Source organism: Kribbella koreensis, assembly GCF_039525325.1.
GTDB lineage: Bacteria > Actinomycetota > Actinomycetes > Propionibacteriales > Kribbellaceae > Kribbella > Kribbella koreensis.
In genome coordinates this window covers 844204-867765 of record NZ_BAAAHK010000013.1, presented here as the reverse complement: position 1 = coordinate 867765, position 23562 = coordinate 844204, and the positions used below count along the sequence as shown (strand labels likewise).

At 69.3% G+C, this 23562-nt stretch carries 21 protein-coding genes; 5 read left to right on the top strand and 16 right to left on the bottom strand.

Features of this window, described 5'->3' with window-relative positions:
• The 12 genes from ABD116_RS28480 to ABD116_RS28425 form a co-directional block, all read right to left on the bottom strand.
• Positions 1 to 242: hypothetical protein (locus ABD116_RS28480; protein WP_425552168.1), on the bottom strand; the 242-nt coding region annotated here is incomplete at its 3' end.
• Complete coding sequence (locus tag ABD116_RS28475; protein ID WP_343976798.1) at positions 242 to 2185, bottom strand: putative baseplate assembly protein; 1944 nt, start codon at positions 2183 to 2185, stop codon at positions 242 to 244. The genes ABD116_RS28480 and ABD116_RS28475, both read right to left, overlap by 1 nt.
• Positions 2185 to 2592 carry a GPW/gp25 family protein gene (locus tag ABD116_RS28470; protein ID WP_343976795.1) on the bottom strand — a complete coding sequence of 136 codons (408 nt, stop codon included), beginning with the start codon at positions 2590 to 2592 and terminating at the stop codon, positions 2185 to 2187. Before ABD116_RS28470 ends, ABD116_RS28475 begins: the two co-directional genes overlap by 1 nt.
• A 17-nt stretch (positions 2593 to 2609) precedes the next feature.
• Complete coding sequence (locus ABD116_RS28465) at positions 2610 to 4463, bottom strand: VgrG-related protein (protein ID WP_343976792.1); 1854 nt, start codon at positions 4461 to 4463, stop codon at positions 2610 to 2612.
• Entirely contained in the window at positions 4460 to 5614 is a 1155-nt protein-coding gene (locus ABD116_RS28460; protein WP_343976789.1) for a phage tail protein, read from the bottom strand. Before ABD116_RS28460 ends, ABD116_RS28465 begins: the two co-directional genes overlap by 4 nt.
• Positions 5611 to 6096 (bottom strand): phage tail protein, encoded by a 486-nt coding sequence (locus ABD116_RS28455; protein WP_343976786.1) that lies wholly within the window; start codon positions 6094 to 6096, stop codon positions 5611 to 5613. Before ABD116_RS28455 ends, ABD116_RS28460 begins: the two co-directional genes overlap by 4 nt.
• An 11-nt stretch (positions 6097 to 6107) precedes the next feature.
• Positions 6108 to 6899 carry an eCIS core domain-containing protein gene (locus tag ABD116_RS28450; protein WP_343976868.1) on the bottom strand — a complete coding sequence of 264 codons (792 nt, stop codon included), beginning with the start codon at positions 6897 to 6899 and terminating at the stop codon, positions 6108 to 6110.
• A 1856-nt stretch (positions 6900 to 8755) separates the two neighbouring features.
• Positions 8756 to 8908, bottom strand: coding sequence for a DUF6760 family protein (locus ABD116_RS28445; RefSeq protein WP_343976865.1), 153 nt, complete (start codon positions 8906 to 8908; stop codon positions 8756 to 8758).
• A complete protein-coding gene (locus ABD116_RS28440) occupies positions 8905 to 9300 on the bottom strand; it encodes a hypothetical protein (protein WP_343976783.1) in 396 nt (131 codons plus the stop codon). Before ABD116_RS28440 ends, ABD116_RS28445 begins: the two co-directional genes overlap by 4 nt.
• Positions 9301 to 9302: 2 nt before the next feature.
• Positions 9303 to 9755 carry a phage tail protein gene (locus tag ABD116_RS28435; RefSeq protein ID WP_343976780.1) on the bottom strand — a complete coding sequence of 151 codons (453 nt, stop codon included), beginning with the start codon at positions 9753 to 9755 and terminating at the stop codon, positions 9303 to 9305.
• Positions 9756 to 9782: 27 nt separating this feature from the next.
• On the bottom strand, positions 9783 to 10259 hold the full coding sequence (locus ABD116_RS28430; RefSeq protein WP_343976777.1) for a phage tail protein: 477 nt from the start codon (positions 10257 to 10259) through the stop codon (positions 9783 to 9785).
• Positions 10256 to 11785: a phage tail sheath family protein gene (locus tag ABD116_RS28425; RefSeq protein ID WP_343976774.1), complete on the bottom strand. Its 1530-nt coding sequence runs from the start codon at positions 11783 to 11785 to the stop codon at positions 10256 to 10258. Before ABD116_RS28425 ends, ABD116_RS28430 begins: the two co-directional genes overlap by 4 nt.
• A gap of 187 nt (positions 11786 to 11972) precedes the next feature.
• On the opposite strand from ABD116_RS28425, the gene ABD116_RS28420 reads away from it, so the two are divergent.
• The 5 genes from ABD116_RS28420 (at position 11973) to ABD116_RS28400 (ending at position 19533) form a co-directional block, all read left to right on the top strand.
• Positions 11973 to 12653, top strand: a complete 681-nt coding sequence (locus ABD116_RS28420; protein ID WP_343976771.1) for a Pvc16 family protein — start codon at positions 11973 to 11975, stop codon at positions 12651 to 12653.
• Positions 12625 to 13017, top strand: coding sequence for a PAAR domain-containing protein (locus ABD116_RS28415; protein WP_343976768.1), 393 nt, complete (start codon positions 12625 to 12627; stop codon positions 13015 to 13017). The genes ABD116_RS28420 and ABD116_RS28415 overlap by 29 nt, the downstream gene beginning before the upstream one ends.
• 199 nt (positions 13018 to 13216) lie before the next feature.
• Entirely contained in the window at positions 13217 to 15967 is a 2751-nt protein-coding gene (locus ABD116_RS28410) for an AAA family ATPase (protein WP_343976765.1), read from the top strand.
• A gap of 153 nt (positions 15968 to 16120) precedes the next feature.
• Positions 16121 to 17338, top strand: coding sequence for a hypothetical protein (locus tag ABD116_RS28405; RefSeq protein WP_343976763.1), 1218 nt, complete (start codon positions 16121 to 16123; stop codon positions 17336 to 17338).
• Between the two features lie 29 nt (positions 17339 to 17367).
• Positions 17368 to 19533: a hypothetical protein gene (locus tag ABD116_RS28400; RefSeq protein WP_343976760.1), complete on the top strand. Its 2166-nt coding sequence runs from the start codon at positions 17368 to 17370 to the stop codon at positions 19531 to 19533.
• A 45-nt stretch (positions 19534 to 19578) separates the two neighbouring features.
• On the opposite strand, the gene ABD116_RS28395 is transcribed toward ABD116_RS28400, so the two are convergent.
• From ABD116_RS28395 to bioB, 4 genes are read right to left on the bottom strand one after another with little or no spacing between them, the layout of a single operon-like run.
• Positions 19579 to 20691, bottom strand: a complete 1113-nt coding sequence (locus tag ABD116_RS28395; protein WP_343976757.1) for an 8-amino-7-oxononanoate synthase — start codon at positions 20689 to 20691, stop codon at positions 19579 to 19581.
• Complete coding sequence (gene bioA, locus ABD116_RS28390) at positions 20691 to 22001, bottom strand: adenosylmethionine--8-amino-7-oxononanoate transaminase (RefSeq protein ID WP_343976754.1); 1311 nt, start codon at positions 21999 to 22001, stop codon at positions 20691 to 20693. The genes ABD116_RS28395 and bioA overlap by 1 nt, the downstream gene beginning before the upstream one ends.
• A gap of 3 nt (positions 22002 to 22004) precedes the next feature.
• Positions 22005 to 22193 (bottom strand): biotin synthase auxiliary protein BsaP, encoded by a 189-nt coding sequence (gene bsaP, locus ABD116_RS28385; RefSeq protein WP_343976751.1) that lies wholly within the window; start codon positions 22191 to 22193, stop codon positions 22005 to 22007.
• Positions 22190 to 23185 carry a biotin synthase BioB gene (bioB, locus tag ABD116_RS28380; RefSeq protein WP_343976748.1) on the bottom strand — a complete coding sequence of 332 codons (996 nt, stop codon included), beginning with the start codon at positions 23183 to 23185 and terminating at the stop codon, positions 22190 to 22192. The genes bsaP and bioB overlap by 4 nt, the downstream gene beginning before the upstream one ends.
• Positions 23186 to 23562 lie beyond the last annotated feature (377 nt).

Here is a 23562-nt window from a genome sequence, read left to right as displayed (position 1 = left end):
CCGGGGGCGGTGGCGGCGGGGGTGGTTTCGAGGAGGGGTGGGCCGCCGATCAGTTCGGCGGTGGCTCGGGAGAGGCGGGTCAGGAAGCCGGGTCTCGGCGGGAGCGGCTCGGGGTCAGCGGGTTCGGCTACCGGGGTTGGCGGGACTACCCGCTGGGCGTTCCATTCCAGGAACTCGCCGCAGGAGCCGCAGAAGGTGTCGCGTCCTGAGTTGTGATGTCCGCACTCGCCACAGATCAGCATCAGTGGTCCTCCACCTTGACCAGGTGCTCGAACGAATAGACCAGACTGTTGCGCTCGAGATCGATCCGCGCCTGCTCCGTACCACGTTCACCGGTGACCGGATTGGCACTGAACAGCCGGATGTCCTCCACTGCCTGCACCCCGCGTACCGCCTGCAGCACCGCATACACGTCGCCCGACCGCACCGACCGCCCGAACTCCCAGCCTGAACCGTCGAAACCCCCACCAGGCAAGGGATTGAGGAACCGGTACAGCACCGCCAGTGCCTCCGCCCGAACCCGGTCGCGATCGACCCGCGGCCGGGCCACCAACCGCGCCACCACCGTCACTCCGCGGTACCGGGGTGGCTCGACGGACACCCGCGTCCCGATCAACCGCACTTGCTCCAGCCGCTCGGCCAGCTTCTCCAGCAGCGGCACGGGCGGCACCAGGTCGGCGAAGATGATCTCTCCGTCCCGCTGCGCCGCGGCCGGCACCACCAGCACCTTCACCGTCCCGGCCAACTCGGCATCGCCCGCGGTGATACAGCGAATCCTCGCCGCCTCCGGCACCGCCTCCCGTGCCAGCGCCTCGTAGTCCTCGGCAGTCACCGCCCGGCCACGGGTGCGCAGCAACATCGGCGCCCGGTCCCGTGCCTCGGCCAGGCTCTCGCCGTCCGTACCACCCTGCGCCGCCACCCGATTCTCGACCGCCGAAACGAACGGGATCGATGACCGGAGGCTCACGATCGCCGCCCGGGGCACGTTGCCGCGGAGTCCACCACCGGTCGCGTAGCCCCGGATCCGCACGATCTCGTCCTTGGCCGGTACCGCGCCGTGCCGCCGCAAACCGCCGTCAGCAAGGCGGACCGCGGGGCCGAACGACACCTCACCCGGTACCGCGTCCAGCCGGAAGTGCCGATCCTCCGGCCCGCTGGCGGCGAAGTCGTCGACCTCGCTCCACTCCGTCCAGCCATGCTCCGAACTCACCTCGATCACCGGACTCGCGATCCCGGCCAGAACGGGCGCGGTACCGACCGCGAACACCTGGCCGGGTACTCCGTCGGATTCGCCCAGTACTTCGTCGAACACCAGCTCCGCGTGGACCGCGTCCGCGGTACCCCCGACACTGCACGCGTCCAGCCGGCGGACCAACGGGGAAGCCGTGTAGCCGGCCTGGCCATCGCCCGGCTCCTCCACCCGCGCCCGGATCCAGCCCGCCGGCTGCCCACCGATGACGCTGGTCTGATGTCCCGCCGGCAGATGCAGGACCATCGAACCCGACCGGTTGAGGCCCCCGGTCTCGTCCCGATCGACGTCGCAGGCCGTCCACGAGGAGCCGGTCCACGCCTCCCAGGCCAGCGGCGGATCGTCCGGATCGATCCCGAGCCCCTCGGTCTGCCCGCCGTACTCGAGCCGTACAGCGAGGGATGGGGCGGCGCCGTCCAAGCCGATCAGCAACTCGTCACCGGCTCGCGGCGGGGTGGAGAAGGCCACGGCGGCCGAGGCGCCGAGGTCGTGTTCGACCGGGTCCGGCTCTTCCTCGGTCCTGGTCAGCAAGGCGACCACGGAGCACGGAGAGATCGTCAGGTCGGCGGTCGAGGTGAACACGACCGCCGGCTCGGACCCGGACCGGATCGTGCCGATCTCGGTGCCCCGGGCAACTGTCAGGGGCGCGCGGGCCGGCGCCGAGAGCCAGAAGGTGACCGGCGCGGTGGCCGGCGTCGGTGGTACCAGCCGCAAACCGATCAGGTCGAGGAACTTCAGTTGCAGCCGGTCCGGCACTCGGTTCAACCGCTGGTACAGGCCGTCGATGAGATAGGCGTGCGCCTCGATCAGCGTCACGCCGGCATCGGCCGGACTCTGGTCGGTCCACTCCGGGCAGGACCGGCGGACGATGTCGAGCGCTTCGGTGACCAGATCGCCGAAGCGCCGGTCGTCCAGGTCGGGGGCGGGCAGCGCCATCACGCCACCTCCGCCGCGGCCGGGTGGCGATCCGTGGCGAAGTCGACCACGATCACGACCGGTTCACTCTCGTCGACAGGCCGGTAGTGGATCGCGATGTGCAGCAGTCCGTCGACGGCCTCGTCGGGGGTCACCTCGACCTGCCGGACCTCGACCCGCGGTTCGCACGCCGCGATCGCCTGTTCGACCTCGTCGGCGATCCTGACCATGGTGGCCGGGGTGGCCGCTTCGAACAGGAAGTCGCGCAACCGGCAGCCGAAGTCCGGGCGCATCACCCGCTCGCCGGGATAGGTGAGCAGGACCAGCCGGATGCACTGCTCGAGCTTGTCGATCCCGCGCGCGAAACCCAGTCGTCCGGTCGCGCCCTCCAGCGGGAACCGGAGCCCGGCCACAGCCTGGGTCGTCATGAAGTCTCCTCCGGCCATCAGTTCAGCTTGATCGGCTTGCCCTTGATCTCGACCGGCCCGGTCCCGTTCACGGTGATCTGCGCGCCTTCGAGATTCAGCCGCTGGGCCTTCAGGTTCAGCGCCGCGCCACCGTCGATGGTGACCGCGCCGCCGGCCCCGGCGACGATGTCGATCGCGCCACTGGGACCGCACTCGATCACCAACCGGCCCTTCTCTCCCGGCCGGGTCAACTGCCCGGGCACGCTTCGGAGCGCGACCACACCGGCCACCTGGTCGATCCGTAGCGTCAGGTTCCCGTCCCCGCTGCCGAGCAGGATCTCGGCCTGGTCGACCCGGGCCTGCCCGGTCAGCTCGTCGTGGAAGGCCAACCGGGATCCCGACGGTGCGACGAGCCCGCGCCACTGCACGGCCGCACTGTTGCCCTGGGCCTGGATCGCCGGCGCGCCGAGTCCGTACGTACTGCGGTTGTTGACGATTCCACCCAGGACGTACGGCCGCTGGAGATCGCCGAACTCGAAGCCGACCATCACCTCGTCACCGGTCTCCGGCAGGAACAGCGCGCCGCTGCGCTCACCCGCGCCGGCCTGGACGACAGCGGCCCAGCCCGTCTCGTAGTCGGGCGACAACCACGGCAGGATCACCTTGACCCGGCCCTTCCCCAGCGGATCGAGGTTGTTGCTCACAATGCCGCAGACCACGCCGGCGATCCGGTCGTCGGCGCCCTGACCACCACGAACAAGCCCGAGCAGACTGCGATCGTGCCCGCCACTCACCTCGAACCTGGTCCGATACCGGCCGTGCTCCAGCTCATGTCGCGCTCTGGTCACCGTCCACCGGCCCGCGAACGGCGCGGCCACGCCGGAGACCTCGACAAGCTGCCCGGCGGCCAGCCAGGGGTCGCCGACACTCTCGCCGACCGCCTCGGCGAAGGTGCCGGCCAGCCGCTCGGCCAGTCCGCCGGCCCGGCTCCTGGCAGCCGGCCTGATCCCGGCACCTGACGACAGCGGCCGGTATGCCAGGACGGTCGCTTCGGCCGACGGCGGTGGACCCCATTCACCACTCGCCGCCGCCCGCGCCGCCGGGCGATCGTTGACCTTGGCAACTGTTTCGCCCAGCCCGGCGCCGACCACGGTATCGGCCGTCGCGAGCTTGACCCGTTCGCTGACCACGGTCGCCGCCAGCGGATCCCAGACCCGCACTTCGGCCTCCGGCGCGAGATTGCCGGCCGTGATCCGCGGCGCGAACGCGCGCAGGTTGGACAGCATCAGCAAGGCGATCGGCGGCGCCGGCGTACGCGCCCCGAAGAAGAACCTGTCCTGGGCGACACCGACCTCGGCGCCGGCCGCCGCCGCCCGCGCGGTCAGGAACTCCCAGTCGGTCTGGTTGACCTGGCCGACGTGCTCCTCGACAACCCGGCCGGGGGTGATCTCGCCGATCGTCAGCCCGGCCTCGCGGGCGATCTTGCGGGCGATGTCGGCATCGGACATGTTCACGAAGGTCCTGGTCCGGCGGACCCGCTGCAGCCGGTGGTCCTGGCTGTAGCCGCGCACGGTGACGAACGCCGTTTCGCCGTACTCCGCTTCGATCGCGGTCACCTCACCGGTCATCAGCATCCGCGGATCGCCCGACCGCCACGGCGACGCGGCAGCGATGCCGACCTCGGTACCGATCGCGAGCCGGGCGAACAGCTGGTCCAGCAGCCCCCGGTCGTCGAACACGATCTCGAACATGTCGGGCAGCCGCTGGCTCTGGTCCACCACCACCCGCATGATGCAGTCGGCCAGGTCCTGCGCGAGCGGCTGCCGGGCCGGCCCGCAGTACACGGTCGGCCGGACGGCAGCAGGCTCTTCCCGCTCGGCCACGATGGTCATCGAGACCGCCCCGGCGCGGACCGGCCCTTGCTCAGCCCGCCACCCGCGGTGTTGGCGCCCTTGTACTCCTCCAGCGTCAGCGTGACGGTCGCACGGCTCGGTACGCCGGCCGAGGTGAACCGCACGAAGTGCAGGTCGAAGCCCTTCAGCAGCATCTCCTTGGGCAGACCGCCCCCACCCGCTCCCCAGAGCAGCTTCAGCACCACCGGTGATCCGGGGGCGGTGTCACTGTCGGGGGACGGCTCCAGTCGCTTGCACGCCTCGCAGACCGGGCGAGTGCCTGGTGTCGCGGGTGGTGGCGTCGGTCCCGCGGACGACGACCGGTCGGAACGCAGCTCGATCCACTTCCTGAGCTTCTTCACGGAGGTCTTGACCGTCTCGGTGCCCTCCAGCCGCAGGTCCGCCAGGGTGATAGCCACCGCGTTCGGATCGACCATCGGGGCGGAGCTGTCGACCGTGCTCCGTCCGGTGTCGACCTGCCGTTTCCGGTTCAGGGTGATCTTCGCCGGGTTGTACTCGAAGGTCAGCGATTCGCTCTCATCGGCCTTGTCGACCAGGCTGAGCTTGACCGGCTGCCGTTCGGTTCCGTCCAGGAAGCCACCGTGCACCAGAGTCAGCTTCTCGATCGCGATGCCGCCGCCGGAGGTCGAGAACGGCGGCACCGTCCAGCCCACCGCGACGGCTTCGGTCAGCTTCCAGCTATGGATCAGCTGGTCCTTCTTGCCAGGCCCGCTGTGCAACTCGACGACGACGGTCGTGGTGGCGCTCTTCTTCAGCACCTCGGAGTCCCGGCCGGCGCTCCACTCCGCCGCCTGCTCCTCCAGCCACTCCCGCACCTTTCGCGAACCGGCGTACGTCATCGCTCGTTCCAGCGTCACCTTGCCGTAGCTGACCTTGCCCGGCAGATAGTGCGGTACGGCGTAGTTGCCGCCCTCGTCGAACGGTCCCTCGGGCGTCAGCTGGACCTCCAGCCCCGAGCACGCCGACCAGGTACCCAGCGACATCGAGTGGTCCAGTCTCGACACCCACACGTTGAACCACATGGTCACGCCCGGGGCCGGGCCCCGCTGCTTCGTGACCGGCTGCCGCGGGATCAGCGTCTCCGCGGTGCCCAGTACACCGCCCACCATCGAAACGCCCGGGACGCTCATCGCCCGAACCGCCCCTCGGCGTTCAAGAACCCGGTGTGGGCCAGCTCGAGCGTCTCGAGGGCCGGCCGCGAACCGGCCGAGTCGAACTCCGCCAGCCGCCAGCCGATTGGGAAGAACTCCTTGAGCTGCCAGGTGACGACGGGCAGGCCGAGGAAGTCGACCAGGTAGATCGCGCCGCTCAACGGGCTCCGGTCGCGGATGACCGACTTCAGCCAGTCCTGGACCCGCTCGGAATCGGCGCCCGCCGCGCGCGAGAGGCTGATGTTCGGGTAGCTGACGTTGCCCGGCACGATGGTCTCGTGGGTCGCGTTGCCCGGCCGGTAGCTGAGCTTCTGCCAACTGACGCCGAGGCCCGCGGCCTTGCTCCACGAGCCGAGCTGATAGCTGGACTTGTCGATGTCGATCACGTACCGGTGCGACATACCGACCTGGCCGGTGAGTTGCTCCAGTCCCTTGCCGGCCGACAACGGCGACGGTGTCATGGCGTCTCCTCCTACCGCGGATCGGCGAGCGCGCCATGGCGCTCGCGGTCGATGAGCAACTCCGAACGCAGCCGATGCCGGAAGTTGGCATAGAGCCTTTCGGCGAGCCGGCTGAGCAGCGACGGATCGTCCAGCCTGACCTCCAGGTCGGTCAGGTCCGGGCCGGACCGGTCCTGGATCTCGTCCAGCGTGACCTCCAGCCGATCCAGTCGGTCGAGCACGCCCGGATCGGTCGTCGCCGCCGGCGCGGTCGGCCGCTGCCAGGCCGGCGACCAACCGTCGGACGGGTCCTGTGCTGCCGGTACGCCTTCGCCCGGATCGTGGGGTTGAGTGAACTCGCTCCCGGCGGGCTCTGAAAGCAGCTGGTTGTCACCGAGGAAGTGGTCCGGCATCGACCAGGTCAGCTCTGCGCCGACCGGTGCCGCCTGGATGCGCTCTGTTGGTGCTGGACCGGCGGACGGATGCTCGATCGGCTTGTGTACAAGGGGAATCGCGACCCCCGACGACCGTTGCCGCTGCTCAGCTCGGACCGCCATCCCCTCCAGCCATCGCCCCTCCGCTGAGTCGGCCGACGGTAGGTTCGTCCCGAGAACCCGCTGCTGAGCAACATGAGTCAACTCATGAGCCAGCAGGCCCTGCACAGCCGGGTCGCTCGGCTCACCAGCCTCCGCCGGCAGATACACCACTCCGTCAGCCGTAAACGCCCGCGCACCAAGCTCGTTCGCCCGCACCCCCACCGCCGGTCCCCGTCGTACCGGCACCTCCCCGGAGGTGCTGCCCCAACCTCCACCAAGTCGCAGCATCACCTCTTGACCCACGCTTGCCTCCGCCAACGAATCCGGCGCCACCCCAACCGCCAGCCGCCCTTCGTACCGAAGCCCAACCACCTCCTCCGACCTCGCCCGCCTCACCGTGTCGGCCTGCACCGCCCGATTCCGACCAATCAACTCGGCCCGCCCGGCCGAACCTGGCCCGTCGGCCCCGCCTGATGAACCGCCATCTCCGGACCACCAGTCCCGGCCGGACTCGCTGGACTCATGGGACGGATCGGCTGGTCCCGAGCCACCTGAAGCAGCCTCGCTCCGGGCAGGCAGCACAGCTGAACCACCAAATCCCGCCGACTCGGCCGGCTCGGTCACCCCCAGCGCGAACGGCACCTCCAGCGGCAACGGCAGCTCGGCCGCCAACGGCAGCTCAGACGGCTCCCGCGGGATCCCCCGGCCCACCACACCGCTCCGGTCCATGGGCCCGCTCCGGTCCGTAGGCCCACTCCAGTCCACAGGCGCACTCCGGTCCGTAGGCCCACTCCAGTCCACAGGCGCACTCCGGTCCGTAGGCCCACTCCAGTCCATAGGCGCACTCCGGTCCGTAGGCCCACTCCAGTCCATAGGCGCACTCCGGTCCGTGGGCGCGTTCCGGTCCGTGGGCCCGCTCCGGTCTGGAGGCCCGTTGTGGCCTGTGGGCGCGCTTCCGTCTGGGGTGGTGGGCGGGTGGGGTGAGGGTTCGGTGGGATCGGGTTCGGTGGAAGTGGTTGCCTTGAGCCCTCGTTTTCGGCTCTCTGCCAGGCTCGGGCGCGGCAACTGCCGGACCTCCGACCCCGTGGTAGCGACCGGCGTGACCGGCGGTGGCGCCGCGACCGACGAGAACCCGGTGAGCATCGCCAGGCCGGCCACATCGTTCGCCTCGAACTCGGCCAGCATCCGCTCGTACTCCCCGATACTCCGAAACGGCCGATCCGGCTCCCGCGGCACCCCCACCGCCTCCGCCGTCACCCGCGTCAACACGCCACGGTCCCCCGCCCCCCGCAGTACAACCCGCGCCCGCCGCACCCCGACAACCTCAACCCCCGCACCCCCCAACTCCGCCCCATCCCCGTCCCACACCCCACCAGCCCCGTCCCCCTCCGCACCGCCCCCGTCCCTCGCTCCGCCGAACCCCTCACTCGCCCTGCCAAACCCCTCACTCGCCCCGCCGGCTCTGTCCGTCACCCGGCCACGCCGAGCACCCCCGTCACCCAAGTCACCGCTCGAACCGCCGAACCCCTCGCTCCCCCCGGCCAACTCCTCGCTCTCCCCGCCGAGCCGCTCGCTCTCCCCGCGTGCTCGTCCGGCTCTGTCCGTCACCCGGCCACGCCGAGCGCTCCCGTCACCCGAGTCACCGCTCGAAGCGCCCAGCCCATCGCGCGCCCCGCCGAGCTCACCGCTCGAACCGTCCAGCTCATCGCTCGCCCCGTCGGGCACACCGCTCGAACCGTCCAGCTCATCGTGTGGGTGGCCGACGGCGTGGCGTCGGGGCGGCGCCAGTCGCGCGGCGCGGCGCGGCGTACCAGGCGGACCTGGCTGGGAAGCCGGTGCTCCTCGTCCGTGGTCCGGTCCTCTCAGCAGTTCGACTCCGAGGGGTTCCGGGCGGATGCCGAGCAGTTCCTCCGGCTGCCGTGCCAGCTGACGGGCGCCGGCGATCTCCGGCGCCTCCAGCAGCGGAACGAGAATCGGCGGGCGCATCGACACGGCCGGGTCCAGGACCGGCACACCCACCCAGGCTCGCCTCGCCCCCGGACGCGCCAGGTCGCTGACCACCGGCACCGCGGTCGACAGGGCCGGGGCGGCCGGTGGGGTGGCGGGCTTGCGGGTGAACGGCCAGCGCATCGGTTACCTCCGATTCAGTCGAGCCTGGTGTGGATGTTGCCGATTCCCTCGATCACCTTGGCCCGGACGCCGTGTTCGAGATCGAGGATCTCGGCGTGCGACCAGTGCAGGTAGTAGGCGACGTACACGACCTCTTCCCAGAGGCGTTCGGCCGGGTACGTCGTCAGGCTTCCCCCGGCAGATCACCGGCGATGTCGACCACGTAGTCGTGCCCGCAGGACGGACAGGTCACGTCCACCTCGGTGTGCCCGCTCTGGTTGATCCGCCGGTAGAGGTCCTGCAGGAAGGCCAGATCGGAGGCGAACAAGCACTCGACCACCAGCGTGTCCACGATCGGCAATGCCCCGAGCCGGACCAGCGTCCGCTCGAGCAGCAGCACGGTCAGGTACGACGGGTTCTGCCGCACCCGCGGGTCGGTCTGGGTGCTGATCTCGTCCCGGGCGGTCGCCAGCCGCATCACGCCCTCGCGATGCAGGACACCCTGCTCGTCGACGAACCCGCGCGGCAGCACGAACGGGTACTCCGTCCGCAGCCCGGCCGGCGCGACCACCCCGGCCACGCTCACTGCTTGCCCTCGATCCGTTCGCAGGTGAGCTTGCAGTCGATCATCGCCACGTCCGAGGCGCCGGCCTTCAACGCGGTGATGCTCACCTCCATCAGCCAGGCGCTGTGCAGGATGTAGACCGCCGTCGGTTGCTGCGAGCTGGGCCCGAAGACACTCAGCGTGCCGTCCACCTTGGCCCCCGGATCGCCGTTGCGGGCTCGTTCGTGCCAGACCAGCAAGGCGTTGGTACCGGTCTTGTCGACGGCGCGTTTGAGGCTGATGGTCGGCGGCTCGGTCTTGCCGAACTGCTTGGTGTGCACGATCTGGCCCTGCGGGTCGCTGAAGATGTACTCCTGCGACGCCACCTTGGAGTTGATCCCGCCGAGCTCGGAGAAGTCCATCCGCCCGATCGCGCCGGGGAAGTCGACCACGAATCTCGCGGCGCTGACGATTCCCTCGTTGGTCGCCATCTCATCGATCCTTTCGTCGCAGCGAGGTCACAGCTGGATGATTGAGTCGCAGCTGAGGGTGGCGCGCATCATCAGCACGGCCGCGCCGCCCGCCTGGGCGGCGTCGAGCTCGAGCTTCGAGCACCACGCGTTCTCCAGCAGGCAAGCCATCGCCGGCTCGCCCGAGCTGTCACAGATGTCGAACGAGGCCGGCAGCTTCGCCAGCGGGTTGTTCGCCCGGGCCAGCACGTGCCACCCGTAGAGCTGAGCGAACCCGGTCCGGTCCAGGGCGCGTTCGAGCACGATCGTGGGCGCCTTGGCCCGGCCGAACTGCTTGCTGTGCACGTTGCCCAGCCGCCCGTTGTACGAGTACTCCTGGATCTCCACCTCGGAGGTGAAGCCGGCCAGCTTCGAGAACCCGATCCCGGCCGTCCATCCCTCGCACATCACGAAGAACCGCGGCGCGCTGACGACCGGCGGGCTCAGCGCCTTCCCGGCGACCGTCGCGAAAGTGGTGCCCGTCATTCCTGCAGCTCCGTTCCCTCGGCGAACTGCGCCAGCCGGAAGACCACGAACTCGGCGGGCTTGACCGGCGCCACCCCGATGTCGACGGTGAGGATGCCCGCGTCCCTGCTCTCCGGCGTGTTGTTCTCGGCGTCGCACTTCACGTAGAAGGCCTCTTCCGGGGTCCGCCCGAACAGCGCCCCGGTCCGCCAGACCCGGCGCAGGAACATGCCGATGATGCGCTCCACCGACGACCACAGGAACGGGTCGTTCGGCTCGAACACGACCCAGTTGGTCCCGCCGAGAATCGACTTCTCCAGGTAGTTGAACAGCCTGCGGACGTTGAGATAGCGCCACTCCGGATCGCTGGACAGCGTGCGCGCTCCCCAGATCCGGATGCCCTGGCCGGGGAAGAACCGCAGGCAGTTCACCCCGATCGGGTTGAGCTGGTCGTGCTCGCCACGGGTCAGCGAGGACTGCAGGTCGAGCACGCCCCGGATCACCTCGTTCGCGGGCGCCTTGTGCACCCCGCGGGTGTCGTCGTTGCGCGCCCAGACGCCGGCCACGTGCCCGCTGGGCGGCATCATCAGCGGCTTGCCGCTGCGCGGGTCGGAGACCTTCACCCAGGGCCAGTACAGGGCGGCGTACTTCGAGTCGTAGCCGGCCACGTTCAGCCGCCAGTCCTTGATCTGCTGGGGCCGCAGTCCCGGTGGCGGGTCGAGGATCGCCACCCGGTCGGACATCAGTTCGCAGTGCGCGATCATCGCCGACTGGACCGCCTTGACGCCATCGAGGTCGAGGGTGCCGGCCTGGTACGCGGTCATCAGGTCGGGGACGCACAACATGGTGATGTCGTCGACGGCCTCGAGACCGGAGAACCCGGTTCGCTCCTCCGCGTCGCCGATGTACTCGGCGGCGCCGGCGGTCCGGCGTACCGGTTCGTTGCGCGGAACCGTGGTCCGGCTCCCGGTCTCCGGTACGGCCAGAGCGCCGCCCTTGACCTCTTCGGCCGCGATCCAGCGCGACTTGCGCAGTGCGGTGACCACGTTGGCCGGTCCACGCCGGGTGGTGATGTTGTCGAAGACCTCTTCGTCCTCGCCCGATCGGACGACCAGCTTGAAGGTCTCGTCGGCCGGCTCGGACGCCTCCTGGACCTCCACCGTCAGCGGCCCGCCCGCGGCGCCTTCGATCGCCCGGACGACGAGTGGTTTGCCGGATCCGTTGCTCGGCAGCTCGGTACCCCGCGCGGCCGGTTCCACCGGCTCCCCGGATCGTTGCCCAGGGCCACCACCGACACGGACGACGTACGCGGTGCCGCCGCCGTTCAGGAAGTAGCCGTAGACGGAGTGGGCCAGCAGCGCGCCCTCGGTGAACTGGCCGAAGGTCTCCACGAACTGGGTCCAGTTGGTGACCAGTACCGGCTCGTCGAGCGGGCCTTTCTCGGCGAACCCGACGAAGGCCGCGACCGCGGTCCCGACGCCCTCGATCGGCTTCGAACCCGAGGAGACCTCCTCGACATAGACCCCTGGGGACAGGTACGACGGCATCCGGACCTCCTGGCTGGCTGGGCTTGCGGACCGACGGATCGATCTGCCGTCAGCGTGCGCCGCCACGGAGTCCGGCCGCCATAAGAGCCGGTGCACGAATGGATGCCTGATCGGGCCAATCCGGACGCCCGGACCGCTGCTCGGAAGGATCTGGGTGGCTGCCCGGCCGGGCCGAACAGTGGGTTGCATGCTGGACGAGGTGGAACAGGCCGTCGGCGCGCTGCTCAGTGAGCAGTTGCCGGCCGGAACGCTGCTCCGGACCGAGCCGCCCTGCGACACCTGGTCCGGCGAACTGGCAGGCGACGACGGCCCCGGCTGCGTCGGGCTGTTCCTGCACCTGGTCAGGGAGAGCCATGCCGACGGTGCGATCCGCGGCTGGTCGGAGGATCGCGACGACACCGGCCGGGTGATCCGTCGTGCCGCGGCCGAACGGCGGTACGACCTCTGCTATCTCGTCACCGCGTGGGCAGCCAGCTACGAGCGTGAGCTGAACCTGCTCGGCGGCGTACTCCGCGCTGTCGCGCACCATCCGACCGTCCCCGGCGAACTGCTGGCCGGCACCCTGGCCGACGCCGAAGGCCCGGTCACCATCACGATCGGCCGGACCGGTACGCCGGCCGCCGCGTCCGAGATCTGGCCGGCCCTCGGGGTCCGCCCCCGGACGTTCCTCGACCTCGTCGTCACGGCGCCGGTGGCGCCCGTCGTCATCACCGAGATCGCGGGACCGCCCGACATCATCGATCTGGGGGTCGGATCCGCTGCCGTCGGCAACAACCCGGCGGACAGTCCGGACCGGGTGCCCCGACGGCCGATGGGCCGGATCACGGAGGGGAGTCGCGATGCCGCAGCCGGCGGCCAAGCTGGGTGATCAGGTGATCGGCACCGACATCCACATCGTGCTGGTCCCGGCGTCGGGCGGTTCGGTCCCGACGCCCCGCTCGATGCCGTTCACCGGGCGGATCCTCACCGGGTGCAGCACGGACGTACTGATCGAGGGGAAGCCGGCCGCCGTCCACGGCAGCGTGGCGGTGAACCAGCCGCCGCACGTGCCCACCGGCGGTACCTTCGCCCATCAGCCGGACAACCGCGGCACGCTGATCGCCACCGGTGTGCTGGTCCTGGTGAACGGCAAGCCGCTCGCCCGGGCCGGCGACAAGGTGCTCACCTGCAACGACCCCGCGCCCGCTCCGACCAGCACGATCGTTGCCACCGGCCAGGTCCTGCTGGGTTGATACCGGCCTGGACCTGATCCTCTTCCGAGGTCGTTGCCCAGAGCCCCGGGACCGTTGCCTGGGGCTTCGGCCGGGGCCATCGAGATTTTCTCCGGGATTCCGCGTAACTTCCGGGCACTCTCGATAGTTGATCAAATGACGTGTCGCTTCGGGGGCGCAGGCGGCCGGTCGGTTGCTCCCTCATGGAGTTGAGGCGCCCATGACCCCTGGCACCGCGCAGCGTGCGGACCGAGATTTCGTCGGCCGCACGGATGAGATCGCCCTGCTCGCCGACCTGGCCGGCAAGGTCCGGTTCGGCCAGCACGCGACCGTGGTGATCCAGGGCGCGGCCGGGATCGGCAAGTCCAGCCTGATCCGCCGGTTCCTCACCACCATCGGCGATTTCGCGGTCCTGTCGGCCACCGGCGATCCGGCCGAGTCGCTGCTGGATCTGGGCGTGATCGACCAGTTGCTGCTGCAGACCCCCGCGGACATCCGCGCGCGCACGGCATCGCTCGGCTCCGGCGCACCGGCCGGCGCCAACCCGCTCGCGGTCGGCAGCCAGCTACTGGACGCGCTCGGCGAGCTCCAGCGCCGCAGCCCCGTGGCGCTGGTCGTCGACGACGTCCAGTGGGCCGACCATTCCTCCCTCGAAGCGCTCCGGTTCGTACTTCGCAGGCTGTGGACCGAGCGGCTGATCGTCGTACTGGCCACCCGGACCGGGACAGACCAGTCCCCCGATCCGGCGCTGGAGCGGTTGATCCGCGGGATCCCGGCCGATCTGTCGCTCGAGCTGGCCGGGCTCGACCTGGTGGACGTCAGCGATCTGGCGAGGGCGCTGGCCGGGCGGCAGGTGCCCGCCGGAGTGGCTCGGCGATTCCACTCCTACACCGGTGGGCATCCGCTGATGCTGCGGACGATGCTGAACGAGATCTCGTCCCAGCGGTTCAGCAGCATGGACTGGCGGCTGGCGGTGCCGCCCTCGGTCGACACCGCGATCCGGCAGACGTTCGACAAGTTGCCCAGCGCCTCCAGGTCGTTGCTGGAGGCACTGGCCGTCCTAGGTGGCCGGCCACTGCTGTCCCAGGCTGCCGACGTGGCAGGGCTCGGATCCGCCCACCACGCGCTCGGCCCGGCGATCGAGGCCGGGCTGGCCACCTGGTCCCCCGCAGAACCCGCGGGCCCGGTGGCGATCACCCATGACCTGCAACGCGAAGCGATCTACGGCGCGATGTCACCGGCCCGTCGAAGCCAGCTGCACGAACGTGCCGCGGCCACCGTCGAACCATTCCTCGCCTGGCGGCACCGAGTTGCCGCCGCCGGAACCACGGACGCCACCCTCGCTGCTCAGCTCGAGCAGGCCGCCGAGGACGAGGCAGCCGACGGCGACCACGGAACGGCAGCGACCTTCCTGGACTGGGCAGCCGGCCTGACGCCCTGGAGTCCGCGCAGCGAGCAACTGCTGCTCAGGTCGATGATCCATCTGATGCTCAGCTCGCGCCGGGGCCGGGCCAAACAGCTGCGCGAGCGAGCCTACCGTTGTGCCCCGAGCGCTCTCCGCTCGTTGGCTCTCGGGCTCTGCGACCTGTACATGACCGGCGACCGCAGCTCCGCCGAGCGCCATCTCCTGCATGCGTTCGGAGCTACCGGAGAGGACACCTGGGTGCACGGCTCGGCCGCGGCCGGGATGGCCGGGGTGAGCGTCTGGCGTGGCCAGGACGACGACGCCCTCGTCTACGCCGAACTCGCGCTCGGCTCGGTCGGCGTACCGGCTCCCCTGCGGGACTATGTGTGTTGCCTGCGCGGGGTGGCCCGGGCCAGGAAGGACGGGTTGCCGGCCGGGCTGGAGGAGTTCCGGTATCTGTCCGAGCATGCGGCCGACATCCCCTCCCGCCACCTGGAGGCGCTGTCCTGCCGCGGGGCGTTGCGGGCGATGGTCGGCCTGGTGGAGGAGGCACAGCGAGACCTGGCCGAGGTCGTACGCCGTCAGGAGGCCGGCGCTCCGATGCTGTCCGGTGTGACCCCGCACTGCTACCTGGCCGCGGTCCAGTACCAGCTCGGCGAGTGGAACGCCTGTGTCCGGACCCTGCGTCGCGCTTCGATGCTCGCGGACGACGACCAGCCGGCGATGAACGACGTCATCCTCTCCTTCGTCGCCTCGATCGTCCCGTCCGCCCGCGGCGACTGGGACACGGCCGACCAACTGGTCCGAACCGCCGTCACCGCTGCTCAACGAGTCGGCGGTCCCCAGGACCTCAAGTACGCCGCGATCGCGGCCGCGCTGTTCCACCAAGCCCGCGGCGACCACTCCGGCGTACTACGAGCGCTCAGCGCCGTCCCCAACCTCCGCAACGGCGGCACCTCCGGCCTGCACGAGTGGTGGAGCCCCTGGTGGCAACCACTCCTCATCGACGCCCTGCAAGCCACCGGCCAACTCCGCGAGGCAGCCTCCGAACTCTCCCTCCTGCGCAAACGCACCACCGCCAGCGTGGTCCTCGCCTCCACCGTCATCCGCCTCTCCGCCCAACAAGCCGCTGCGGAAGGCAACCTCCCCGAGGCAATCGCCCTAGCCGCCCGCCACCTCTCCACCACCATGGAAAGCCGCCCCCGCCTAGCTGACGGCCAGCTCTACCACGCCCACGCCCGGCACCTTCTCCAAGCAGGCAACACATCTGCTGCCACCCAGTGGCTGACCGCCGCAGACCAGTGCTTCACCGCCCTGCTCGCAACCCCCTACCGCGACCGAGCCCGAGCCGACCTCGCGATCCTCACCACCCACCCCGCCGCGATCCCGTCTCCCCAGCTCACCGCCCGCGAACGCGAGGTCGTCGACCTGGTCCTCGACAACCGCACCAACCGCGAGATCGCGGCGACCCTCCACATCACGCCGAAAACCGTCGAGTACCACCTCCGCAACGTCTTCACGCGCCTGGGCATCTCGTCCCGCCGGGACCTCCGCAAGTTCTTCTGACCGCCCGGCCCGGCCGTCCGCCCCATCGGGCATCCGTGCGTGCACGATCTCCGGTCCGACGTCTTCCCCGTCGGTCCAGCCTGCCTGCCGATAGTGATTCATGCCGCCCGGAGCGGCCCGCAGCGCGCGGATCTCGACCGAAGGGAGCACCCCGTGACCGACGCGGAAGCATTCCACTGGCTCACCGACGACCAGCGGCAACAGCTCGAGGACAGCCAGAGCTCGGCCTGGGAGAGGGAGTGGCCGGAGTACTTCGGCAAGTACCTCGACCAGACCTGGCCCAGCTGGGAGAACGAGGGCGACGAGACTCGTCAGGACTGGGTCCAGGAACGCATCCAGTCGATCGCGCTCGGCTGGCTCACCCCGGACCAGCGGACGCAGCTCGACCCGCTGACCGCCGACCGAGGCGACTGGCGCGAATGGCTGCCCCGCCAACTCGACGAGTGGTGGCCCGACTGGTCGAAGGCCGCGCCCACCGAACTCACGAACTGGTTCGACAGCGCGCTCCCCAGCCTCCTTCCCCAGCAGGAGGCGGCGTTCGATGCCCGCGCACTGACCTGGGTTACCGCCGAACAGGCGGCGCAACTGGAGGTCCACACCCCCACCCGCGGCGACTGGCACCAGTGGCTCCCCCTCCAGATGGATACCTGGTGGCTCGACTGGAGCACCGCCCCCGCCGACCAACTAACCCCCTGGCTAACCCAGGCCCTCCCCAGCCTCACCCCAACCCAGCCCACCTCCGACCCACGAGCCCTGGACTGGCTGACCCCAGACCAGCAAACCCACCTCGACTCCCTAACCCCCACCCGAGGCGACTGGCGCCAATGGCTCCCCCTCCAACTAGACACCTGGTGGCCCGGCTGGACCGAAGCCCCACCATCCCAACTGACCCCCTGGCTAGACCAAGCCCTACTCGCCCTCGCCCCCGAGGACACATCGGAAGCCGAAGCCGCCGCGGCCAGTGGCGACACCGGCGTGGAAGGCACGGTGGTCGACGAGATCACGGCCGCCGGCACTCGTCAGCTCGACTGGGTGACAGACGAACAACTGGTCCAGCTGGACGAACTCGCCAAAGACCGCGGCAACTGGCACGAATGGGTACCGCAGGAGCTGGACCAGCGCTGGCCGGGCTGGCAGTCGGAACCTGACGAGGTACTCGTCGAGTGGCTGTCCACGGTCCTGAGCGTTCTGCGCCTGGCGCCCGACAGCGCCGCCGACCTGGACCAGGTCGTCGACACCTTCGTCGCCGACCTGCTCGTTCCTTCGCTGGAGCAACTGGACCGCTCGCTCGTCACCGAACTGTCGCAAGCCGAGGTGGAGCAGGTGCTCGCTGAGATCTTCGAGGAAGAGCTCAGCGAGGCCGAGAACTGAACCGATGAACTCACGATGGGTGGAGCAGCATGAATGACCACACGACGCTGGAAGCTCCGGTCGGCACCGAGGAGGCCAAGGCCGAACTGAAGCAGAAGATCAAGGCCCAGTTGAAGGAAGCCATGGGGAGGACCGGCTTCGAGCTCAAGAACTTCATCCGGATCGTCGGGCCGCTCAACATGGGCCGGGTGATCTCGGCGGGCGCCGCCGACAAGGAGGAGTGGATCGAGGAGATCTACCGGCACCAGTCGATCAAGCATACGGTGAAGACCGGGGACCTGGAGGGTGGCCGGCCAGTCCCCCGGCAGCAGATCCTCGACGATCTGACCGGCCACATGGCGCTGTTCACCCTGCAGAACAGGGTGCTCGACGAGCTGACGAAGGCACTGCGCGGTCTGTCCGATCTCGAGCTGGTACAGGACACCGGCCACGGCCGCGGGTTGCTCATCGCGGTCGGTTATCTCAGCCAGGTCCGCGGCGACACGACCAAATGGCATGGGAAGGCGGCCAGGCTGGTCAAGGCGATCACCGCCGAAGGCGAGCAGCCGGATCCGGATTCGGACGCCCGGGTCGCCTACGCGCGGTACTGGCGGGAGGCCAAGGAGATCGCGGTCGACATCGCCGGCAAGATCGCGACCAGCCAGCAAGACGCCCAGGAAGCACTCGAGTTCGAGGCGATGAAAGCGATCGTCACCGACCCGGACAACCCGAAGTACCAGACCTACCAGGACAGCGCCAAGGCCGGGCTGAAAATCACCGACAACGGGATGGGCGCCCTGGAGACGACCTCCGACGTGATGGCGGACGTGCCAGAGGCCCACGTCAAGACCGCCTCGGTCGGGCTGGCCGCGGCGGTCAGCGTGCTGACGGTGCTCAAGGTCGACTTCGACCGGCTGGTCAAGTCGTCGGCGTCGAGTCTGGACGTCGCGCAGTACAAGAAGAAGGAGAACGTCGGTGCGGCCTACATCGCGCTGGACAAGAAGCCGATGCTGATCGCCGAGATGCTCGCCCGCAAGCGGGTCAGCGACGCCGACTACGTGCTCAGCAAGGTCGCCGACCCGGTGATCCGGGAGCTGGCCCCGTTCGCGCCGCCGATGGTGGTCTCCACGTTGTGGGAGGGCATCCGGGAGACGATCGTTAAGACGGTCGACGAGCACGAGCAGAAGCGGATCGAGATCGCCAAGGTCAAGCTCGGGCTGAAAGAGAAGGAGGCGGACTGGTCCGACCTGACGCTGGAGGAATCGGCCAAGCGGCTGGCCGGCATCGTCGGCGACACCGGCGAGGGGATGCTCGACGATCTCGAGGAGACCATCACCTCGAACGTCTTCACGTTACTCAACCCGGTGGAGCTGGCGGCCGGTACGGCGATCCGCGCGCTGGCCGGCCGGATCGCGAAGATCATCGCGTCGGCAATCCCGGCCACCGCGGCCCAGGACGTCGACGGCGGCAAGCTCTACGGCCGGATCGAGGCGATCACCGGCGCGCTCAAACGGGCGCTGCCGCAGGGCAAGGCGACGGCCGGACCACCCACCTGCCCGACGACGACGGACGAAGGGGTCCGGGTCGAGACGGTTCTGTCGCGGCAGCTGACCGGCGAGCTGAACGGTCAGCCCTGCTGGCTGGTCCGGCTGGTCAGTGGTGCCCGAGGGCATCTGTACGCGATGGACCGGACGTTCATCCCGCTTCCCGCGGGGGATCCCCAAGCCGACGTGGAGATTCCCGCCACCGACCACCTCGGCCGCTCGTTCGTCTGGATCGTGCCGGACACCAAGCCTGCCGGGAACGGCGGGATGTTCGGCCGAAACGTGCACGCCGCCTTCAAGGCCCGGATCGGCACCGTCGTGGGCAAGGTCGAGAAGCGGACCAAGGCCGGCACCAACGCCGCGTTCTACTTCACCGCCGAGAACGTGTCGGACGACAGCTACGACACCTGGTCGCGCCGGGTCGTATTCGACGGCGTCAGTGGCGAGGAGCCAGGCGGCTACTACGACCGGGACAGCGGCGACCGGGTCGAGGGCACCTGGTATCAGCCGTGGAGCGGCGCGAACCGATACCTGTTCGTCGCAAAGGACGGGACCTGCAACTGGGCACAAGGTGGCGATCCGGTCGGCAACCGGCCGGGCACCAAGGTGCACACCGCGCTGGCCAAGATCCGCTACGACAGCTCGTTCAACCTCGACTCAGTGGCGTTCTGAACTGGCCCCCTGGCCGCTGGAGCCCGGTCGGTCAGTCGGCCGGGCTCAGCGGATCGCGCTGCTGATGATGGCGCAGGCCCGGTCGACGTCCGCGGTCGAGAGATCCGCACGGGCGGTCAGCCGAAGGCGGCTGATGCCGTCGGGTACCGATGGTGGCCGGAACACCCCGACCCGTACGCCGGCTGCGAGGCACACCTCTGCGGCCGCGACCGCCTCTCGCGGCCCGGGCATCGGTACGGACACGACGGCCCCCGAAGACGGCATGACTTCGCATGCTTCGGCCAGTCGCGCCGCGGTCTCGTGGATCCGTCGGGGGCGGGCGGGCTCGCCCTGCAGAATCCTCAGGGCGGCTAGGGCTGCGGCGCAGGCGGCTGGGTTAAGGGCGGTGTCGAAGATGAAGGGGCGGGCGCGGTTGATCAGGTGGTCGCGCAGGATGGTGGGGCCCAGGACTGCGCCGCCTTGGCTGGCCATGGCTTTGGACAAGGTCATGGTGACCAGGACGTGGTCGAGGCCGGCTAGGTCTGCGGCTGCTACTGAGCCGCGGCCGTTGCCAGTGACGCCTAGGCCGTGCGCTTCGTCTACGAGTAGGAGCGCGTTGTGCTTGAGGGCCAGGGCGGCCAAGGCCTCAAGGGGTGCAGCGTCGCCCAGGACGCTGTAGACGGATTCGACCAGCACGATGGCGTGTGGTTCTTTGCGTTCGGCTAGTACTTTGCCGATGGAGTCGAGGTCGCTGTGGGGGACGACCTCCACTCGCGAGCGTGCCAGGCGGCAGGCGTCGACGATCGACGCGTGGACGTGCTCGTCGGAAACGAGCAGGGTGCCGGGGCCGCCCAGTGCGGTGATGATGCCTAGGTTGGCCAAGTAGCCGGAGGAGAAGACCAGGCCGGCTTCGTGGCCGGTGTAGGCGGCCAGTTCCGACTCGAGTTCGGCGTGCAGTTCCGTAGTACCGGTCACCAGTCGGGAGGCTGTTGAGCCGGTGCCCCACTCGCGGACGGCAGCTACGGCCGCCTCCACCACGCGTGGGTCACGCGCCAGGCCGAGATAGTCGTTGCCGGCCAGGTCGATCAGTACTTCGTCAGCCGGCCGCGGGCGGAGCCGGCGGGTCAGGCCGCGGGACTCGAGAGCGGCCGCCTTCGGGGCCAGCCAGTCCTCCAACATCAGTTGCCCTCGGCAATTGCTTCGGTGATCGCGGAGGTGATCGTGGCGATGTCCTCATCGGTACTGACGTACGGCGGCATCGTGTAGACGAGATCCCGGAAAGGTCTGACCCAGACGCCTCGACGCAGTACCGCGTCGGTCATGCGCTTCAAGTCGACCGGGCCGGCCAGCTGGACGACACCGACGGCGCCGAGCACCCGGACGTCTTTCACGCCAGGCAACGCAGCAGCTGGGGCGAGGCCGGAGGTCAGACCGGCGGAGATCTCCCCCACCCGCTCAGCCCAGTCCTGGGACAACAGCAAGTCGATGCTCGCCAACGACACCGCGCAGGCGAGGGGGTTGGCCATGAAGGTGGGGCCGTGCATGAGGGCGCCGCCGGGACCACTCGAGACAGTGTGAGCGACCTCTGTGGTGCAGAGGGTGGCTGCCATGGAGAGGTAGCCGCCGGTAAGGGCCTTGCCTATGCAGAGGATGTCGGGGGCGACATCGGCATGCTCGGAGGCGAAGAGAGTGCCGGTGCGGCCGAAGCCGGTGGCGATCTCGTCGAGGATGAGCAGGAAGCCATGCTCGTCGGCCAGTTCGCGCAGCAATTTCAAGCAAGCAGGGCTGTACGGATACATCCCACCCGCCCCCTGCAGGATCGGCTCGACGATGATCGCCGCCACCTGATCCCGGTACTCCGCAGCCAGCGCGCGCATCGAAGCAGCCCAGGCCAAGTACTCCGGGTCATCCTCCGCCCGCAAGAATCCAGCCGGCGGCTGCGGCCCGAAGACCTGCTCCTTCAGCGCCCCCGTGAACAGCGAATGCATCCCGTTCACCGGATCGCACACGCTCATCGGCGCGAACGTATCCCCGTGATACCCACCTCGGACGGTCAGCATCCGCGTCCGCCCGTTGTTGCCCCGCGCAACCTGATACTGCAGCGCCAGCTTGATCGCGACCTCGACCGACACCGACCCCGAGTCGCAGAAGAACACATGCCGGATCGGCTCCGGCGCGATCTCCACCAGCCGGTCCGCCAGCCGCACAGCCGGCTCATGCGTGAGCCCACCGAACATCACATGGCTGAACGAGTCGACCTGCGCCTTGAGCGCCGCATCCAGCACCGGGTGCCGATATCCGTGGATCATGCACCACCACGAAGCCATCGCATCGATCGCCTCGACGGTCCCACCGGCCCCGTCATCCAGCTGCAGCCGCACCCCGGACGCCCCGCGCACGAGGTGCATCGGCGCCGGCTCCGTCAACGACGAGTACGGATGCCACAACGTCGCCGCATCCCGCCCGAGCACTTCCTCAGCCGACCACATAGGTCAACCCGCCAGTTCGCCGTGGACGGAGCACTTGGCGGTCCAGCCCATCGGGTGCACCTGGACGATCATCCGCCGCCGGCACTCCGCGCAGTACCGCGGCGGTTCCATCGCCAGCGCGCGACGGCAGTCCGAGTGACTGCCGTCGGCGGCGTCACGGCCGCAGTGGCCGCAGTAGAGCAGAGTGGTCATAGCGTCTTCTGGAGTTCCTTCACCGGCATCTTCAGGTCGGCCAGCAGATCCAGGTCGGCGGTCGCCGGGCGGCCCAGGGTCGTCAGGTAGTTGCCGACGATGACGGCGTTGATGCCGCCGAGCAGGCCCTCGCGGGTGCCGAGGTCGCCCAGCGTCAGCTCACGGCCGCCCGCGTACCGAAGTACCGTCTTCGGCATCGCCAGCCGGAACGCGGCGATCGTCCGCAGCGCATCCTTGCCCGCCATGATCTCCATGTCGCCGAACGGAGTGCCCGGACGCGGGTTCAGGAAGTTCAGCGGTACTTCGTGAGGCTCCAGCTCAGCCAGCTGCGCCGCCAGCTCCGCGCGCTGCTCGAGCGACTCGCCCATCCCGACCAGGCCGCCGCAGCACAGCTCCATGCCGGACTCGCGAACCATCAGGCAGGTGTCCCAGCGCTCTTCGAACGAGTGCGTGGTGACCACGTCGCCGAAGTACGAGCGGGCCGACTCCAGGTTGTGGTTGTACCGGTGCACGCCCATCGCCTTGAGCTCGTCCACCTGCTCCTGGGTGAGCATGCCGAGCGAGCAGGCGATGTTGATGTCGACCTCGGCGTTGATCGCCTCGATGCCGGCCTTCACCTGCGACATCAGCCGGGCGTCCGGGCCACGGACCGCGGCGACGATGCAGAACTCGGTCGCGCCGGTCTTCGCCGTCTCCTTCGCGGCCTCGACCAGCTCGGGGATGTTCAGCCAGACCGAGCGGACCGGCGAGGTGAACTGGCCGGACTGCGAGCAGAAGTGGCAGTCCTCCGGGCAGCCGCCGGTCTTCAGGGAGATGATCCCCTCGACCTCGACCTCTTCACCGCACCACTTGACCCGTACTTCGTGCGCGAGCGCCAGCAGGTCGTCGAGTTGCTCGTCCGGCGATCGCAGGACCTCGACCAGCTGCTCCTGGGTGAGGCCGATCCCTCGCTCCAGAACCTGCTCACGCGCCACATCGAGGATGTCGTTCATGGTTCTCCTGCCTCATCGAACGGTCGGCCCACAGTAAGCCAGGTCCCCACCGGCCGCTGCGAGCGGTATCACCCCGCAGAAAAAACTTTTGGCCAATCTCGTAACCCCTTGTGAGTGGCCTCGTTGATGTGTGCAGAGGCGGTGATCGCAAGAACACCGCTTCCGGTTACGAGGAGCGACTGCAAGGTCGCACATTACGAACAGCACGCAGAGTGATTACGGTCACCGCGAGCAGGTCAAAATGGCTCGGATCGGTAGTAGAGTGAGGACCACGAACTCGGGTCGCCGGCTATGGTCGGTGACCCGATCCCAAAGCGCCGGGCGCCTCACCCCGGCTTGAGTGAGCCCCTCGGGAAACGATTTGGGCGGAAACGTTC

Coding starts and splice junctions, on each gene's coding strand:
- ABD116_RS28475 (WP_343976798.1), bottom strand. CDS start 2,185: ATGGCGCTGCCCGCCCCCGACCTGGACGACCGGCGCTTCGGCGATCTG.
- ABD116_RS28470 (WP_343976795.1), bottom strand. CDS start 2,592: ATGACGACCCAGGCTGTGGCCGGGCTCCGGTTCCCGCTGGAGGGCGCG.
- ABD116_RS28465 (WP_343976792.1), bottom strand. CDS start 4,463: ATGACCATCGTGGCCGAGCGGGAAGAGCCTGCTGCCGTCCGGCCGACC.
- ABD116_RS28460 (WP_343976789.1), bottom strand. CDS start 5,614: ATGAGCGTCCCGGGCGTTTCGATGGTGGGCGGTGTACTGGGCACCGCG.
- ABD116_RS28455 (WP_343976786.1), bottom strand. CDS start 6,096: ATGACACCGTCGCCGTTGTCGGCCGGCAAGGGACTGGAGCAACTCACC.
- ABD116_RS28450 (WP_343976868.1), bottom strand. CDS start 6,899: ATGCTGCGACTTGGTGGAGGTTGGGGCAGCACCTCCGGGGAGGTGCCG.
- ABD116_RS28435 (WP_343976780.1), bottom strand. CDS start 9,755: ATGGCGACCAACGAGGGAATCGTCAGCGCCGCGAGATTCGTGGTCGAC.
- ABD116_RS28430 (WP_343976777.1), bottom strand. CDS start 10,259: ATGACGGGCACCACTTTCGCGACGGTCGCCGGGAAGGCGCTGAGCCCG.
- ABD116_RS28425 (WP_343976774.1), bottom strand. CDS start 11,785: ATGCCGTCGTACCTGTCCCCAGGGGTCTATGTCGAGGAGGTCTCCTCG.
- ABD116_RS28420 (WP_343976771.1), top strand. CDS start 11,973: ATGCTGGACGAGGTGGAACAGGCCGTCGGCGCGCTGCTCAGTGAGCAG.
- ABD116_RS28415 (WP_343976768.1), top strand. CDS start 12,625: ATGCCGCAGCCGGCGGCCAAGCTGGGTGATCAGGTGATCGGCACCGAC.
- ABD116_RS28410 (WP_343976765.1), top strand. CDS start 13,217: ATGACCCCTGGCACCGCGCAGCGTGCGGACCGAGATTTCGTCGGCCGC.
- ABD116_RS28400 (WP_343976760.1), top strand. CDS start 17,368: ATGAATGACCACACGACGCTGGAAGCTCCGGTCGGCACCGAGGAGGCC.
- ABD116_RS28395 (WP_343976757.1), bottom strand. CDS start 20,691: ATGTTGGAGGACTGGCTGGCCCCGAAGGCGGCCGCTCTCGAGTCCCGC.
- bioA (WP_343976754.1), bottom strand. CDS start 22,001: ATGTGGTCGGCTGAGGAAGTGCTCGGGCGGGATGCGGCGACGTTGTGG.
- bsaP (WP_343976751.1), bottom strand. CDS start 22,193: ATGACCACTCTGCTCTACTGCGGCCACTGCGGCCGTGACGCCGCCGAC.
- bioB (WP_343976748.1), bottom strand. CDS start 23,185: ATGAACGACATCCTCGATGTGGCGCGTGAGCAGGTTCTGGAGCGAGGG.